The organism is Pseudomonas anatoliensis (assembly GCF_017976235.1).
Lineage (GTDB): Bacteria > Pseudomonadota > Gammaproteobacteria > Pseudomonadales > Pseudomonadaceae > Aquipseudomonas > Aquipseudomonas anatoliensis.
In genome coordinates this window covers 80,041-96,757 of sequence record NZ_JACVHC010000006.1, presented here as the reverse complement: position 1 = coordinate 96,757, position 16,717 = coordinate 80,041, and the positions used below count along the sequence as shown (strand labels likewise).

General features: G+C 57.6%; 14 protein-coding genes. 3 read left to right on the top strand and 11 right to left on the bottom strand.

The window, feature by feature from the left end; genetic code table 11:
* Nucleotides 1-8: 8 nt before the first annotated feature.
* Nucleotides 9-1,916 (bottom strand): ATP-dependent zinc metalloprotease FtsH, encoded by a 1,908-nt coding sequence (gene ftsH / locus ICA16_RS20080; protein WP_042557588.1) that lies wholly within the window; start codon nucleotides 1,914-1,916, stop codon nucleotides 9-11.
* A gap of 203 nt (nucleotides 1,917-2,119) precedes the next feature.
* Nucleotides 2,120-2,749, bottom strand: a complete 630-nt coding sequence (gene rlmE / locus ICA16_RS20075; RefSeq protein WP_150617091.1) for a 23S rRNA (uridine(2552)-2'-O)-methyltransferase RlmE — start codon at nucleotides 2,747-2,749, stop codon at nucleotides 2,120-2,122.
* A gap of 101 nt (nucleotides 2,750-2,850) precedes the next feature.
* On the opposite strand from rlmE, the gene ICA16_RS20070 reads away from it, so the two are divergent.
* Nucleotides 2,851-3,159 (top strand): YhbY family RNA-binding protein, encoded by a 309-nt coding sequence (locus ICA16_RS20070; RefSeq protein WP_042557586.1) that lies wholly within the window; start codon nucleotides 2,851-2,853, stop codon nucleotides 3,157-3,159.
* 9 nt (nucleotides 3,160-3,168) lie between these two features.
* On the opposite strand, the gene ICA16_RS20065 is transcribed toward ICA16_RS20070, so the two are convergent.
* The 8 genes from ICA16_RS20065 to grpE all read right to left on the bottom strand — a co-directional run bounded on the left by ICA16_RS20065 (nucleotide 3,169) and on the right by grpE (nucleotide 13,646).
* Nucleotides 3,169-3,573, bottom strand: coding sequence for an MFS transporter (locus ICA16_RS20065; protein WP_150595162.1), 405 nt, complete (start codon nucleotides 3,571-3,573; stop codon nucleotides 3,169-3,171).
* 28 nt (nucleotides 3,574-3,601) lie between these two features.
* Nucleotides 3,602-4,078, bottom strand: coding sequence for a transcription elongation factor GreA (gene greA / locus ICA16_RS20060; protein WP_042561951.1), 477 nt, complete (start codon nucleotides 4,076-4,078; stop codon nucleotides 3,602-3,604).
* A gap of 2 nt (nucleotides 4,079-4,080) precedes the next feature.
* Entirely contained in the window at nucleotides 4,081-7,302 is a 3,222-nt protein-coding gene (carB, locus tag ICA16_RS20055) for a carbamoyl-phosphate synthase large subunit (protein WP_115147483.1), read from the bottom strand.
* Nucleotides 7,303-7,428: 126 nt separating this feature from the next.
* Nucleotides 7,429-8,565: a glutamine-hydrolyzing carbamoyl-phosphate synthase small subunit gene (gene carA, locus ICA16_RS20050; RefSeq protein WP_150604095.1), complete on the bottom strand. Its 1,137-nt coding sequence runs from the start codon at nucleotides 8,563-8,565 to the stop codon at nucleotides 7,429-7,431.
* 257 nt (nucleotides 8,566-8,822) lie between these two features.
* Complete coding sequence (dapB, locus tag ICA16_RS20045; protein WP_150604096.1) at nucleotides 8,823-9,629, bottom strand: 4-hydroxy-tetrahydrodipicolinate reductase; 807 nt, start codon at nucleotides 9,627-9,629, stop codon at nucleotides 8,823-8,825.
* Between the two features lie 9 nt (nucleotides 9,630-9,638).
* Complete coding sequence (gene dnaJ, locus ICA16_RS20040) at nucleotides 9,639-10,763, bottom strand: molecular chaperone DnaJ (protein WP_038357478.1); 1,125 nt, start codon at nucleotides 10,761-10,763, stop codon at nucleotides 9,639-9,641.
* A 297-nt stretch (nucleotides 10,764-11,060) separates the two neighbouring features.
* Entirely contained in the window at nucleotides 11,061-12,977 is a 1,917-nt protein-coding gene (gene dnaK / locus ICA16_RS20035) for a molecular chaperone DnaK (protein ID WP_150617089.1), read from the bottom strand.
* A gap of 102 nt (nucleotides 12,978-13,079) precedes the next feature.
* A complete protein-coding gene (gene grpE, locus ICA16_RS20030; protein ID WP_210701353.1) occupies nucleotides 13,080-13,646 on the bottom strand; it encodes a nucleotide exchange factor GrpE in 567 nt (188 codons plus the stop codon).
* A gap of 242 nt (nucleotides 13,647-13,888) precedes the next feature.
* On the opposite strand from grpE, the gene recN reads away from it, so the two are divergent.
* Complete coding sequence (recN, locus tag ICA16_RS20025; RefSeq protein WP_210701352.1) at nucleotides 13,889-15,562, top strand: DNA repair protein RecN; 1,674 nt, start codon at nucleotides 13,889-13,891, stop codon at nucleotides 15,560-15,562.
* A 75-nt stretch (nucleotides 15,563-15,637) separates the two neighbouring features.
* Here the strand turns inward: recN and fur are convergent, their stop codons facing one another.
* Entirely contained in the window at nucleotides 15,638-16,042 is a 405-nt protein-coding gene (fur, locus tag ICA16_RS20020; protein ID WP_150595101.1) for a ferric iron uptake transcriptional regulator, read from the bottom strand.
* Between the two features lie 97 nt (nucleotides 16,043-16,139).
* Here fur and ICA16_RS20015 point away from each other — a divergent pair, with 97 nt between their 5' ends.
* Nucleotides 16,140-16,667 (top strand): outer membrane protein assembly factor BamE, encoded by a 528-nt coding sequence (locus tag ICA16_RS20015; RefSeq protein ID WP_210701351.1) that lies wholly within the window; start codon nucleotides 16,140-16,142, stop codon nucleotides 16,665-16,667.
* Nucleotides 16,668-16,717 lie beyond the last annotated feature (50 nt).

Sequence of the window (16,717 nt, the reverse complement as noted above, 5' to 3'; positions counted from 1 at the left end):
TTCAAACCTTAAACGTCAGCAGCCGGACCGCCGATCGGTGTTTCCGGACGCTCATCCTGGACAACTGGAGGCGGCGGTGTACCGGTGCCACCCGACCAATCGCGAGGCTCACGAGGCGTACGGCCAGCCATGATGTCGTCGATCTGCTCAGCGTCGATCGTTTCGTACTTCATCAGGGCATCAGCCATGGCATCGAGCTTGTCACGGTTATCCGTGAGGATCTGCTTGGCTGTGCCGTAGCACTGATCAATGATGCTGCGCACCTCGGAGTCAATCAGCTTGGCCGTATCACCGGAGAAGCTGGCAGCCTGGCCACCACCGCCGCGACCAAGGAACACTTCGCCCTCTTCTTCGGCATACATCAGCGGACCAAGTTTTTCCGACAGGCCCCACTTGGTCACCATGTTTCGCGCAATCTGACTGGCACGCATGATGTCGTTGGAAGCACCGGTGGTCACACCGTCGAAGCCCAAGGTCATTTCTTCAGCGATACGGCCGCCGTACAGCGAGCAGATCTGACTGATCAACGCACGCTTGGACAGGCTATAGCGATCTTCTTCCGGCAGGAACATCGTCACACCCAGCGCACGACCGCGCGGAATGATCGAAACTTTGTAGACCGGATCATGCTCAGGCACGACGCGACCAACAATAGCGTGACCCGCTTCGTGATAAGCCGTGTTCTGTTTTTCTTTCTCGGACATGACCATCGATTTGCGCTCGGCGCCCATCATGATCTTGTCTTTGGCCAGCTCGAATTCCTTCATCTCGACGATGCGCTTGCCGCTGCGAGCAGCGAACAGCGAAGCTTCGTTGACCAGGTTGGCCAGGTCGGCACCCGAGAAGCCTGGAGTACCACGCGCGATAACACCCGGAGCGACGTCGTCGCCCATTGGCACTTTGCGCATGTGAACCTTGAGAATCTGTTCGCGACCACGGATGTCCGGCAGACCAACAACAACCTGGCGGTCGAAACGGCCCGGACGCAGCAGCGCAGGGTCGAGTACGTCAGGACGGTTGGTTGCAGCGATCACGATGATGCCGTCGTTCATTTCAAAGCCGTCCATCTCAACCAGCAACTGGTTAAGAGTCTGCTCACGCTCATCGTGACCGCCGCCCATGCCGGCGCCACGATGGCGACCGACGGCGTCGATTTCGTCGATAAAGATGATGCATGGAGCGTGCTTCTTGGCCTGCTCGAACATGTCACGGACGCGGCTCGCACCGACACCCACGAACATTTCGACAAAGTCGGAACCGGAAATGGTGAAGAACGGCACCTTGGCCTCACCGGCAATTGCCTTGGCCAGCAACGTTTTACCGGTACCCGGAGGACCGACCATCAAGACACCGCGAGGAATTCGACCGCCCAGACGCTGGAACTTGCCCGGATCACGGAGGAACTCGACCAGTTCGCCAACTTCTTCCTTGGCTTCATCGCAACCGGCAACGTCAGCCAAAGTGGTTTTCACCTGATCTTCGGAGAGCAGGCGCGCCTTGCTCTTGCCAAAGCTCATCGGCCCACCCTTGCCACCCGCACCGCCCTGCATCTGGCGCATGAAGAACATGAACACCGCGATGATCACCAGGATCGGGAAGCTGGCCACCAGAAGCTGGGTCCAGATGCTTTGCTGCTCAGGCTGCTTGCCTTCAACCACAACGTGGTTGTCGACCAGATCGCCGATCAGACCATTGTCCTGAATAGCCGGACGAATGGTCTTGAAGCTGTCGCCATCGCTGCGTTTGCCGGTAATCACATAACCATCAACGGCTACGCGCTCGACCTTGCCATCCTTGACCTGCTGGATGAAGTCGGAATAGTTGAGGGTCTGCGGCTCGTTAGGGCTGGAGAAGTTGTTCATCACCGTCACCAGGACAGCCGCGATGATCAACCACAGGATCAGATTCTTTGCCATATCGTTCAATTAACTACCCTCTGAAGCAAGCTCCGCTACTGGCGCGCGCTTCGCATGATATTCACCGGCCTAACTTACTACATTACCTACAACTCTGGCAGGCGCCGTCTGTAACCCTTTGTGAAACACTTTCTACACAATATTCGTTAATGCGCCCGGAGCGAAATGCGAAAAACCTATCGCCCTGGTCGAATTACGTCGTTTTACTCGCTACGGCCGCGGTAGCCCCAAGCCAGCATGTATTGCTCCCGGGAACTGCCCCGGGACGAGTCCGGCTTGATCATCTGGATCTTGTCGAACTTCTTGCGGGCATCCTTCAGGTACACATCGAAACCTTCGCCCTGAAAGATCTTGATCACAAAATTACCACCCGGCTTGAGTATCCGCTCCGCCAAATCAAGAGCCAGCTCGCAAAGGAACATGGCTTTTGGCATATCCACTTCAGGCGTACCACTCATATTGGGGGCCATATCGGAAATCACAAGGTCCACCTGCGAATTACCTACGGCGTCGAGGATCTGAGCGAGCACCGCGTCTTCGGTGAAGTCACCCTGGATGAATGTCACGTCAGGGATGCTGTCCATCTCCAGGATGTCCGAGGCAATCAGACGCCCCTGACCACCGATCAGCCGGCTAGTTACCTGCGACCAGCCACCAGGCGCCGCACCCAGATCGACAACGCTCATGCCAGGACGGATCAGCTTGTATTTCTCCTGGACCTCCAGAAGCTTGTAACTCGCACGCGAACGGTAGCCATCCTTCTGCGCTTGCTTCACATAGGGATCATTGACATGTCTTTTCAGCCAACCAAGGCTTGTCTTGGAACGCGCCATTGGGCACCTCGATGATAAGGGTCGTGATTAGTTGGGCGGATCCACGAACCCTCGGGTAAAATGGCCGCCATTTTACAGAATCCAGACGAAAGGGTCAGATTATGCCGCTCACTCCAGAGCAGAAGAAACAGTACAAATCCATTGGCCACCATCTGAAACCAGTTTTGACTGTGGCGGACAACGGTTTGACTGAAGGTGTGTTAGCCGAACTTGAACGCGCCTTGGCGGATCACGAGCTGATCAAAATCAAGCTCAACATCCTCGATCGCGAGTCGCGCCTGGCGTCCATTGCAGAACTGTGCAAGGTCGGCAAGGCGGATCTGGTTCAGGTCATCGGCAAGATGGCACTGCTTTACCGCAAGAACTTCAGCGTCAACAAGCAACTGTCGAACGTTCATCGCTTCAAGTGATGACAAGGGTCAAGGGTGTGCTTCGCGCACCCTGCCACTCCATCCCGGCACCGGCTGCATCACCAGCACCAGCCCGGAAAACCCCAGCACCAGATAGCTGAACACCTGCCAGCGCTGCGCATCCGGCCAGCCGACACGCACTGCGACATACATCGCACACGCGTACAACGCCATCAACAGCACCTGCCCGCGAAAATCCCGCCATAGACTGGCAAGGCCCTCGGCCTGTAAAAGCACCAAAGCCTGAAATATCACGCATGCGGCGGAAAAACCCACCACCAGCACTTCAAATGCACTGGCAACTTCGTCGATCAACAGCGGCGCCAGGCCAATCCTGACCAACGCCGGCTGCAAACCGAAATGAATCAGCCAGAGACCGCCAACCCACAACATCTGGGTCAGCTGCCAAAGCATGGCGCCCGCATGCAGCGGGCGCCCGGTTTCAGATGTGACGGACTTCGACAATCTCGTACTCGATAACGCCACCTGGCGTTTTCACGGCGACCGTATCGCCCTCTTCCTTGCCGATCAAGGCGCGGGCCAGAGGAGAACCGACCGAAATCTTGCCGAGTTTGAAGTCAGCCTCATCCTCACCCACGATGTGGTAAGTGACGCTTTCATCCGTCTCGACATTGGCGATTTCGACGGTGGTACCGAAGATCACTTTGCCGGTATGAGGAATGGTCGTGACATCAATGATGACCTGATTCTGAATCCGGCCTTCGATGTCACGAATCCGCGCCTCGACCATGCCCTGCTGTTCGCGGGCGGCATGGTATTCCGCGTTCTCTTTCAGGTCACCCAACTCGCGGGCCGTCCCGATGTCCTGGCTGAGCTTCGGACGGACGACCTTGGTCAGGTGAGTGTGTTCTTCTTCCAGAGCTTTCGCGCCCTGAACTGTCATTGGGTACTTGGTTATGCTCATGCCTTCAATCCTGCGTGTAGATCCTGCAAGCGACGCACGGTCTTTTCCGGACCGAACTTCAGCGCTTCACAGATAGCTTCGCCAGCAGCAATGGTGGTGGTGCAGTAAATCTTGTGCTGCAAGGCATTACGACGAATGGAGTAGGAATCGGCGATCGACTGGCGACCTTCGGTAGTGTTGATGATCAGCGTGACTTCGTCATTCTTGATCATGTCGACCACGTGCGGACGACCCTCGGTCACCTTGTTCACACGGCGCACTTTCAGGCCTGCGGCTTCGATCAGCTTGGCAGTACCGGCAGTGGCAACCACTTCGAAGCCCAAGTTGATCAGATCACGGGCCACGCCTGCAACCAGTGGTTTGTCATCATCACGCACGCTGATGAATGCAGTGCCGCCGGTTGGCAGCACTTCGCTCGCGCCCATTTGGGCTTTGGCGAACGCTTCACCGAAGGTGTCACCGACACCCATCACTTCACCGGTCGACTTCATCTCTGGGCCGAGGATCGGGTCAACGCCAGGGAATTTGGCGAACGGGAAGACCGCCTCTTTCACGCTGTAGAAGTTCGGGATGATTTCTTTGGTGAAGCCGATTTCTTTCAGGGTTTTACCCGCCATCACGCGAGCCGCGATCATGGCCAGGGAAACACCGATGCACTTGGATACGAAAGGCACGGTACGGGAAGCGCGCGGGTTGACTTCGATGACGTAGATGTCTTCGCCTTGCAGAGCCAATTGCACGTTCATCAGGCCGACAACGCCCAGTTCCAAGGCCATTTTCTTGACCTGTTCGCGCATCTCGTCCTGGATGTGCGCCGGCAGCGAGTACGGCGGCAGCGAGCAAGCGGAGTCACCGGAGTGAACGCCAGCCTGTTCGATGTGCTGCATGATCGCGCCGATTACCACGTCTTTGCCGTCGCAGACCGCATCCACGTCCATCTCGATGGCGCAGTTGAGGAAGTGGTCGAGCAGCACCGGGCTGTCGTTGGACACTTTCACTGCGTCACGCAGATAGCGCTTGAGTTCTTCTTCTTCGTAGACGATTTCCATCGCACGGCCGCCCAACACATAGGACGGGCGAACCACCAGCGGATAACCGATCTTGGCCGCAGCACGAATGGCTTCGTCTTCGCTGCGCACAGTAGCGTTTGGCGGCTGACGCAGATTCAGGCGCTCAACCATTTGCTGGAAGCGCTCACGATCTTCGGCACGGTCAATGGCGTCAGGGCTGGTGCCGATGATTGGCACGCCAGCGGCCTCCAGGGCGCGAGCCAGTTTCAGCGGGGTCTGGCCGCCGTACTGGACGATGACGCCTTTCGGCTTCTCGACGCGGCAGATTTCCAGCACGTCTTCCAGGGTTACCGACTCGAAGTACAGACGGTCGGAGGTGTCGTAGTCAGTGGAAACGGTTTCCGGGTTGCAGTTGACCATGATGGTCTCGTACCCGTCTTCGCGCAGAGCGAGGGCGGCGTGTACGCAGCAGTAGTCGAACTCGATGCCCTGACCGATGCGGTTCGGACCACCGCCGAGGATGATGATCTTGTCGCGACCCGACGGCGCTGCTTCGCATTCTTCCTCGTAGGTCGAATACAGATAGGCGGTATCAGTGGCGAACTCGGCAGCGCAGGTGTCAACGCGCTTGTAGACCGGGAACACTTCCAGCTTGTGACGGTGAGTCCGCAGGTTCTTCTCGGTAACACCCAGCAGCTTGGCCAGACGCTGATCGGAGAAGCCTTTGCGCTTGAGCTTGAACATCAGATCGCGGTCGATCGCGGACAGACCCAGGGTCTTGACCTTCTCTTCATCCTTGATCAGATCTTCGATCTGTACCAGGAACCACGGATCGATCATGTTCATGCCGAAAATTTCTTCGACGGTCATGCCTGCGCGGAAAGCGTCAGCCACGTACCAGATACGCTCGGCGCCCGGTACGGTCAGTTCGCGCTTGAGGATGCTCATGCTTTCCGGGTTGCTCAGGTCGAGCTTCTCGTCCAGACCGCAAACGCCCACTTCCAGACCACGCAGGGCTTTCTGCAGGGATTCCTGGAAAGTCCGGCCGATCGCCATGACCTCACCCACCGACTTCATCTGAGTGGTCAGACGCGCGTCAGCCTTAGCGAATTTTTCGAAAGCAAAGCGAGGCAGCTTGGTAACGACATAGTCAATCGACGGCTCGAAGGACGCCGGGGTCTTGCCGCCGGTGATGTCGTTCGACAGTTCGTCGAGGGTGTAGCCCACAGCCAGTTTGGCCGCAACTTTGGCGATCGGGAAACCGGTGGCTTTCGAAGCCAGGGCCGAAGAACGCGATACGCGCGGGTTCATTTCGATCACGACCATACGGCCAGTGTCCGGGCAGATACCGAATTGCACGTTGGAACCGCCGGTCTCGACGCCGATCTCACGCAGTACCGCCAGGGAGGCGTTACGCAGGATCTGGTATTCCTTGTCGGTCAGGGTCTGAGCCGGAGCAACAGTGATCGAGTCACCGGTGTGCACACCCATCGGGTCGAAGTTTTCGATCGAGCAGACGATGATGCAGTTGTCCTTTTTGTCGCGGACAACTTCCATTTCATATTCTTTCCAGCCGATCAGCGATTCGTCGATCAGCAGCTCTTTGGTCGGCGACAGGTCCAGACCACGGGCGCAGATTTCTTCGAACTCTTCACGGTTGTAAGCGATACCGCCACCGGTGCCGCCCATGGTGAACGACGGACGGATGATGCACGGGAAGCCGAGGGTTTCGAGAACCGCGTTGGCTTCTTCCATGCTGTGGGCGATACCGGAACGCGGGCACGCCAGGCCGATGGATTTCATCGCCTTGTCGAAACGCGAACGATCTTCAGCCTTGTCGATGGTGTCGGCATTGGCGCCGATCATTTCCACACCGAACTTCTCCAGAACGCCTTCGCGCTCCAGGTCGAGGGCGCAGTTCAGAGCGGTCTGGCCGCCCATGGTCGGCAGCAGTGCGTCTGGACGCTCTTTCTCGATGATCTTGGCAACGGTCTGCCATTTGATCGGTTCGATGTAGGTGGCATCGGCCATCGACGGGTCGGTCATGATGGTGGCCGGGTTGGAGTTCACCAGGATGACGCGGTAACCCTCTTCACGCAGGGCTTTACAGGCCTGGGCGCCGGAGTAGTCGAATTCGCAAGCCTGGCCGATAACGATCGGGCCAGCGCCGAGAATCAGGATGCTTTTAATGTCTGTACGTTTTGGCATGGGTTTGTCACTCAAATCCGCAGGTCAGTCGGCAAGCCGTCTTGATCGATTTCTGAAGCCTCGAAGGGGCCGCCGGTAGCGGGGCCACCCTTGAGGGGCTTCTCTCTACAGTCTCAAGGCGAACGCTTAGCGTCGCTTGGCCATCTCGTTGATGAAGCGGTCGAACAGTGGCGCCACATCATTCGGGCCCGGGCTCGCTTCAGGGTGACCCTGGAAGCTGAACGCGCTCTTGTCGGTGCGCTCGATACCTTGCAGGGTGCCGTCGAACAGCGATTTGTGGATCGCGCGAACGTTGGCTGGCAGGGTTTCTTCGTCTACCGCAAAACCGTGGTTCTGGCTGGTGATCATTACGACGCCAGTGTCCAGATCCTGCACCGGGTGGTTGGCACCGTGGTGGCCGTGGCCCATTTTCAGGGTCTTGGCGCCGGAGGCCAGAGCCAGCAACTGGTGACCGAGGCAGATACCGAATACCGGAGTTTCGGTTTCCAGCACTTCCTTGATCGCCTTGATGGCGTAGTCGCATGGCTCCGGGTCACCAGGGCCGTTGGACAGGAACACGCCATCCGGTTTCAGTGCCAGTACGTCGGCAGCAGGCGTTTGCGCCGGCACGACGGTGACGCGGCAGCCGCGCTCGACCAGCATGCGCAGGATGTTGACCTTGACGCCGTAGTCGTAGGCAACCACGTGGTATGGCAGCTCGGAGGCTTCGATGGTCGCGTGGCTGTCGGTTTTCAGATCCCAGACTGTCGAGCGCCATTCGTATTGCTTCTTGGTGCTGACGACTTTGGCCAGATCCATGCCCTTCAGACCCGGGAAGCCTTGCGCAGCGGCGATGGCGGCTTCTTCGGAGATGTTGTCGCCGGCCATGATGCAGCCGTTCTGGGCGCCTTTTTCCCGAAGGATGCGGGTCAGGCGACGGGTGTCGATACCGGCGATTGCCACAACATTGTTGGCCTTCAGGTAATCGTCCAGGGACATCGTGTTACGCCAGTTGCTCGCCACCAGCGGCAGGTCACGGATGACCAGACCGGCAGACCAGACGCGATCCGACTCGGCATCTTCCGGCGTGGTGCCGGTGTTGCCAATGTGCGGGTAGGTCAGGGTAACGATCTGTTGGGCGTAGGAAGGATCGGTAAGGATTTCCTGATAGCCGGTCATTGCGGTGTTGAACACCACCTCACCAACGGTTTGACCGTCGGCACCAATGGCTTCGCCGCGAAAAATGCTGCCATCAGCAAGGGCAAGTATGGCTGGCTTAGTCAAGAAGACCTCCCGTAAATAACGCATGAAAGGGCGATCGCAGGTTGTAAAAAAGCGGAATGACGTATGGACACGTCACCCCGCTTGTTCACTGAATTATTCTGCGCGCTTTTAGTGGACACACTAAAGCTGTAGCTTACAGAAAAAGGCTTTTTTGGTCTACCGCCAATGAGCCCGAAAGGGCAGAGAATGCGACAGGGCGTCGCGTGGCGGAAAAAACCGGACTCAAACATATGGTTTGAACCCGGTTTCTGTAGCACTTAATGCAGATCGAGCACGTCTTGCATGTCGTAAAGACCCGGCGCACGACCATCCAGCCACAACGCAGCACGCACCGCGCCCTTGGCGAAGGTCATGCGACTGGAAGCCTTGTGCGTGATCTCAAGCCGTTCGCCTTCACAAGCGAACAGCACGGTGTGATCACCGACAACGTCCCCACCGCGCACCGTGGCAAAACCAATGGTTTCACGCTCGCGCACACCGGTGTGACCCTCACGCCCATAGACTGCAACTTTCTGCAGATCACGGTCCAGCGCGCTGGCAATCACTTCACCCATGCGCAACGCCGTACCTGACGGCGCATCGATCTTGTTTCGGTGATGCGCTTCGATGATTTCGATATCCGCATCATCACCGAGCACACGCGCAGCCATATCAAGCAGCTTCAGCGACAGATTGACCCCGACACTGAAGTTGGCGGCGAACACGATGGGAATATCCTTGCCCGCCTCCGCCAACAGACGCTTCTGCGCGGCATCCAGCCCGGTCGTGCCGATGACCATGGCCTTGCCTGCCTTACGACAGAAGGCCAGGTTTTTCAGCATGACTTCAGGCAGCGTGAAATCGATCAGCACATCGAACTCATCAGCTACTGCTTCGACATGACCAGACAACGGCACGCCGATTCGCCCCAGCGATGCCAGCTCACCGGCATCGACGCCAATCAGCGTGCTGCCCGGGCGAACGATCGCGGCAGTCAGCCCGGTCAGCGGCGCGCGCTGCTGCACGGCCTCGACCAGGATCTTACCCATGCGCCCGGCGGCGCCCATCACTGCAATACGTCGCATGCCGACTCCTTACAAATCGCCGAAGAAGCGCTTTACACCATCGAACCAACCGGTGGTTTTCGGCGAGTGACTGTTGTCATCGGCCAGCGAGCTGCGGAACTCTTCCAGCAATTCACGCTGACGACGGTTCAGATTGACCGGGGTCTCGACAGCCACACGGCACATCAGATCGCCCGCACCGCCGCCACGCACTGGGGCTACGCCTTTACCGCGCACGCGGAACTGCTTGCCGGTCTGGGTGCCTTCAGGGATTTTCAGTTTGACGCGACCGTCGAGGGTCGGAATCTCCAGCTCGCCGCCCAGCGCTGCATCGACAAAGCTGATTGGCACTTCGCAGAACAGATGCTTGCCGTCACGCTGGAAGATGTCGTGTTCGCGGACATTGATGACCACGTACAGGTCGCCGGTCGGACCACCCTGAGTCCCCGCCTCGCCTTCGCCAGACAGACGGATGCGGTCGCCAGTATCAACGCCGGCCGGCACTTTGACCGACAGGGTTTTGTACTCTTCGACACGACCGTCGCCGTGGCAGGAATCGCACGGATCGGAAATGATCTTGCCTTGGCCATGGCAGCGCGGGCAGGTCTGCTGAACCGAAAAGAAACCTTGCTGCATGCGCACCTGACCGATGCCGCCGCACGTCGGGCACGTCGAAGGTGACGAGCCTTTCTTGGCGCCCGAGCCATCGCACGGCTTGCAATTGACCAGCGTCGGCACGCGGATATTCACCGAGGTGCCACGCACCGCTTCTTCCAGATTCAGCTCCAGGGTGTAGCGCAAATCGCTGCCACGCTGGGCGCCGCCACGGGAACCGCCGCGACCGCCACCGAAGAAATCACTGAAGACATCGCCAAAGATGTCAGAGAAGTTCTGACCGCCGAAACCGGCACCGCCGCCGCCCATGCTCGGATCAACGCCGGCATGACCGTATTGGTCGTACGCCGCGCGCTTGCTCGAATCGGACAGCACTTCGTAGGCCTCGTTGGCCTCTTTGAACAGTTCTTCCGATGCTTTGTCATCGGGATTACGGTCCGGGTGATGCTTCATCGCCAGACGGCGATAGGCCTTTTTCAGGTCCGCATCGCTTGAGCCACGCTCAACACCCAACACTTCGTAATAATCACGCTTTGCCATAAGTTCTTCGCACTCTTGAGGACGTTCGGCAAACCCCTCCTGAGGATGGCCAAACTCGTTGAGCCCCAATACAGGCCCGGACCCAACTCACGTCAATTCAACGATCCTGGTCTTTGATTCATGCGGTACTTTCGGCACGAAAAGCAGGAGCATTCCCGGCCATACCACCAACACGCGAGCCTTGTCGCATGCTGTAAAAATTCGCGTATTCCAGATACGCCAACGCGGGAGCAAGCTCCCGCGCGGCGACATCCTACCAGTCACCGCCTGAAGGCAGTCAACCGGCCGACCAACAACTTACTTGTGGTCTTTAACTTCTTCGAACTCAGCATCGACAACATCGTCGGCTTTTTCAGCTTTCTCGTCTTGCGGTGCTGCGCCTTCAGCAGGCTGAGCCTGTTCGGCGTACATCTTCTGAGCAACCGGAGCGGAGACTTTCGACAGCTCTTCGACTTTCGCTTCGATGGCAGCCTTGTCGTCGCCTTTCACAGCGGCTTCCAGAGCAACCACGGCAGCTTCGATCGCGGTTTTCTCTTCGGCGGTAACTTTGTCACCCGCGTCAGCGATCATTTTGCGAGTCGAGTGAACCAGTGCATCACCCTGGTTACGGGCGCCAGCCAGCTCTTCGAACTTGCGGTCTTCCTCGGCATTCGCCTCGGCGTCACGCACCATGCGCTCGATTTCTTCGTCGGACAGACCGGAGTTGGCCTTGATCACGATCGACTGAGTCTTGCCGGTGGCCTTGTCTTTCGCGCCAACGTGCAGGATGCCGTTTGCGTCGATGTCGAAGGTTACTTCGATCTGCGGCACGCCACGTGGTGCAGGTGGAATGTCGGCCAGGTCGAACTTGCCCAAGGACTTGTTCTGAGTGGCTTGCTTACGCTCGCCTTGCAGGACGTGAATGGTCACGGCGCCCTGGTTGTCGTCGGCAGTCGAGAACACTTGCGATTTCTTGGTAGGAATCGTGGTGTTTTTCTCGATCAGCGCGGTCATCACGCCGCCCATGGTTTCAATACCCAGGGTCAGCGGGCTGACGTCGAGCAGCAGAACGTCTTTCACGTCACCGGCCAGAACGGCGCCCTGGATGGCAGCACCCATGGCAACAGCTTCGTCCGGGTTAACGTCTTTACGCGCTTCTTTACCGAAGAAATCGGTAACCAGCTTCTGTACCAGCGGCATACGGGTCTGACCACCGACCAGAATCACGTCGTTGATCGCGCCAACGTCCAGACCTGCGTCTTTCATGGCGATGCGGCAAGGTTCGATGGTGCGCTGAACCAGGTCTTCAACCAGTGCTTCGAGCTTGGAACGCGAAATTTTCACGTTCAAGTGCTTAGGACCTGTGGCATCTGCAGTGATGTACGGCAGGTTGACGTCGGTCGACTGAGCGGACGACAGCTCGATCTTGGCTTTCTCAGCAGCTTCTTTCAGGCGCTGCATGGCCAGCGGGTCACCTTTAAGGTTCATGCCGCTTTCTTTCTTGAATTCGTCAACGAGGTAGTCGATCAGACGAATGTCGAAGTCTTCACCGCCCAGGAACGTGTCACCGTTGGTGGCCAACACTTCGAACTGGTGCTCGCCGTCAACTTCAGCGATCTCGATCACGGAAACGTCGAAAGTACCGCCACCCAGGTCATAAACGATCACGGTGTGATCGCCCTTGGCCTTGTCCATACCGTAAGCCAGAGCGGCTGCGGTTGGTTCGTTGATGATACGTTTAACGTCCAGACCCGCGATGCGGCCGGCGTCTTTGGTCGCCTGACGCTGGCTGTCGTTGAAGTAGGCCGGAACAGTGATCACTGCTTCAGTGACTTCCTCGCCGAGATAATCTTCGGCGGTCTTCTTCATCTTTTTCAGGATTTCAGCCGAGATTTGTGGCGGTGCCATTTTCTGGCCGTTCACTTCAACCCAAGCGTCGCCGTTGTCAGCCTTGGCGATCTTGTAAGGCACCATCTGGATGTCTTTCTGCACAACTTCTTCGTCAAAACGACGACCGATCAGACGCTTTACGGCGTACAGAGTGTTGTGCGGGTTGGTGACTGCCTGACGCTTGGCAGACTGACCAACCAGAATTTCGCCATCGTTGGCGTAAGCGATGATCGACGGCGTGGTACGCGCGCCTTCAGCGTTTTCAATAACTTTTGCTTTGCCGTTTTCCAGCACGGAGACGCAGGAGTTGGTAGTCCCCAGGTCGATACCGATAATTTTGCCCATGTTAACTCTCCCGAAACTTTGGATTTGGATGCCGCAGCAGTGGTGGCTGACTGCGGTAGCACTTAAACGCTTGACTTCTAAATGGGGGCCTTGCGGCTAATTTCAAGCCTGCTCATCAATAGAAGGCGAAACTGGCGCTGGCGCCTTGCTGACCACGACCATGGCCGGGCGCAGCAGGCGACCGTTGAGCTGATAGCCCTTCTGGAACACCTTCAGAACGCTGTTCGGCTCGACGTCTGCGCTTTCCTGCATGGCCATTGCCTGATGCTGAACGGCGTTGAACGGTTCGCCATGCGGATCGATCGCTTCAAGCTGATAACGCTTGAGGGTGTCGCGGAACATTTTCAGGGTCAGCTCGATGCCTTCGCGCATCGGACGGATGCTTTCGTCGTCCGGGTTCGACAACTCGAGGCCGCGCTCCAGACTGTCGACGATCGGCAGCAGGTCGCTGGCGAATTTTTCCAGCGCAAACTTGTGCGCCTTCTCCACGTCCTGCTCGGCACGACGACGGACGTTCTGCAGATCGGCAGCAACACGCAGAGACTGATCCTGCGCGGCGGCCAATTGCTCTTCGAGCACTTGTACACGGGTCGCCAGGTCGTCACCCGAACCCTCGGGCGCCTGATTGGCTTCTGGGTTTTGCTTATCTACTGTCTGTTCGTCAGCCATAGAATTCTCCTTTCAATATCGTCCGCGAGTTCGACTCGCGCTTCTGTCCCGATATATGGGGCCGCAAAATCAGGCTTCAAGGGGGCTCAAGCATTAACCCTACAAAAAAGTGCTGCTTTTTTTCATTCCTCGATGAGCTAAGCATTTGAAACGCTCAAGCGAATCGACCTAAGTGAGGGCATTGTCAGCGCCAAACAAAACACTGTATAAATAACCAGACCTAAAGCCTGGGAGCGGCCTTTATGCTGGTGCACCTGTCCGTACATAACTACGCCATCGTTGAACATCTCGATCTTGAACTTGATCGCGGGATGAGCGTGATCACAGGGGAAACCGGCGCCGGCAAGTCGATCATGCTCGACGCCCTGGGCCTGACCCTTGGCGATCGTGCCGACAGCGGAGTCGTCCGCCCGGGCGCCGACAAGGCCGATATCCTGGCAACCTTCGACCTGGCCGATATCCCCGAAGCCAGCGCCTGGCTGGCCGAGCGCGATCTGGACATCGACGGCCCGTGCATCCTGCGCCGGGTCATTACTTCGGAAGGACGCTCTCGTGGCTATATCAACGGTACGCCCTGCCCGCTAGGCGATTTAAAGTCGCTTGGCGAATTACTGATCGATATCCACAGCCAGCACGAACACCAGTCTCTTCTGAAAACCGATACCCATCGTCGCCTGCTGGACGAATACGCTGGCGCGACCGACCTCGCCCGCCAGGTACAACTGGCGGCGCAGCGCTGGCGTCAGACTCGCCAGGAGCTGGAGCGTCTCTCCAACTCCGGCGACGAACAACGCGCGCGCCATCAACTGCTCAGCTACCAACTCGAAGAGCTCGAAAACCTCGGGCTCGGCGATAACGAACTCGAACAGCTGGAACAGGAACACAAGAACCTGACCAATGCTGAAACCCTGCTCGGCATTTGCCGACAAGTGGTCGAACAATGCAGCGAAAGTGATTCCGGCAATGTGCTGAATGCACTGACCGCCAGCCTCAATCGCCTGTCGAGCGTGAACAATTCCGTTGTGGCCCTCGGCGAAGCCAGCAGTTTGCTGACCAGTGCACAGATTCAGGTCGAAGAGGCTGTCGGTGAGCTCAATCGCTTCCTCGATAACTTCGATGCCGACCCGGCACGCCTGCAATATCTGGAAGAGCGCCTCGACGCCATTTACACGCTGGCGCGCAAGCATCGGATCCAGCCGACAGAAGTCGGTGAAATGCAGCAAAAACTGCTGGATGAAATCGAAACGCTCAATGCCAATGACGAATCCATTGAGCGATTGGGCGAAGAGTTGGCCTCCTATGCCCGCCACTATCAGGAAAAGGCACGGGAGCTGAGCGATTTGCGCCATCAGGCAGCCGGCAGCCTGGCTAGTGCGGTGGAGTTGGAGATTCAGCGTCTGGGCATGCCTGGCGGTCGATTCACCATTGAGCTGCGCGCCAACAGCAGCGACGAACTCTTGCCTAATGGCCTCGAACAAGTCGAATTGCTGGTGAGCGCCAACCCCGGCCAGCCGCTGAAGGCGCTGGCGAAAGTCGCATCCGGTGGTGAGCTTTCGCGGATCAGCCTGGCAATCCAGGTAATCACCGCGCAGACCTCTCGTGTTCCAACCCTGGTGTTTGACGAAGTCGACGTGGGCATTGGCGGCCCCACGGCTGAAATTGTCGGCCAGTTATTGCGCCGACTCGGTGAGCGCGGTCAGGTATTGACCGTCACGCACTTGCCACAAGTGGCGGCTCAGGGGCATCAGCACTTGTTCGTGCACAAGGTACGCGGGGAAGAGGCAACGCACACCGCCGTTTCCAAGCTGAGCAAGAACGACCGTATAGAAGAAGTGGCACGGATGTTGGGCGGTATCGATCTGACCAAAGAGTCTCTGGCGCACGCGAAGAAAATGGTCGTCACCGCAAAAGTTTAAGAATGGCAGAAAGCACGAAGGCGACCCTTGGGTCGCCTTCGCTCGTTTCGCGAACCTGAAATTCGCGCGACATGCTTACTTTTTCTTGCGTACGTACAGCACCAGATTGTGATCCACCATCTCAAAGCCATGCTTCTCGACGATCGACTTCTGAAGTTTTTCGATTTCTTCGTCGAAGAACTCGATCACTTCACCGGACTCCACGTCGACCATATGGTCGTGGTGGCCACCGTCGGCCAATTCAAACACAGCGTGGCCGCCGTCGAAGTTGTGACGGACCACCAGGCCAGCGGCTTCGAACTGGGTCAGAACACGGTAAACCGTGGCCAGACCGACGTCCTCGCCCGCTTCCATCAACGCCTTGTAGACGTCCTCGGCACTCATGTGACGCTGCTCTGTAGAGTCGAGCATTTGCAGGATCTTGACCCGTGGCAGGGTCACTTTGAGGCCAGCTTTGCGTAGTTCGCTATTTTCAACCATGGTCAGCTTTCTCGCGATGCTGCTTCGCAGCTTCTCTTAATACGGGTATGATCGGCGTTTACGTTGTCCCAGCCAAGATAGTGGAAGTCGCCCACCGATGCAAAACACCAAGCTCTTGCTAACCAGTTTCACCTTTGTGGGACTGCTCGCACTCGCCGGTTGTTCATTCCCCGGGGTTTACAAAATCGACATCCAGCAGGGCAATGTCGTCACGCAGGACATGATAGACCAGTTACGCCCGGGAATGACCCGGCCGCAAGTACGGTTTATCATGGGCAACCCTCTGCTTGCCGACACGTTCCATGCCGATCGCTGGGATTATCTGTATAGCCTGCAACCTGGTGGCGGTGAACGTCAGCAGGAACGCATGAGTGTTATTTTCAACTCGAACGACCAGCTCGTCAGCCTGTCCGGTGACTTTATGCCGGGCGTGAGCCGTGACGAAGCGATTCTCGGCAAGGACAGTGGCACCAACGTGGCCGCTCCTGCTGAAAACGCCGAGAAGCCAACACCGGAAAAACCGGTCAAGCCAGGCTCCCTGCTGGATCAGATCCAGAAGGACGTTGATGGTGTAGAAACCGTTCCGGTTCCGACGCCAGAGCCGCTGGACACCTCGCCGCAATAATTTGCGACGCAATAAAAAACCCGGAAATTCCGGGTTTTTTATTGCCTGCC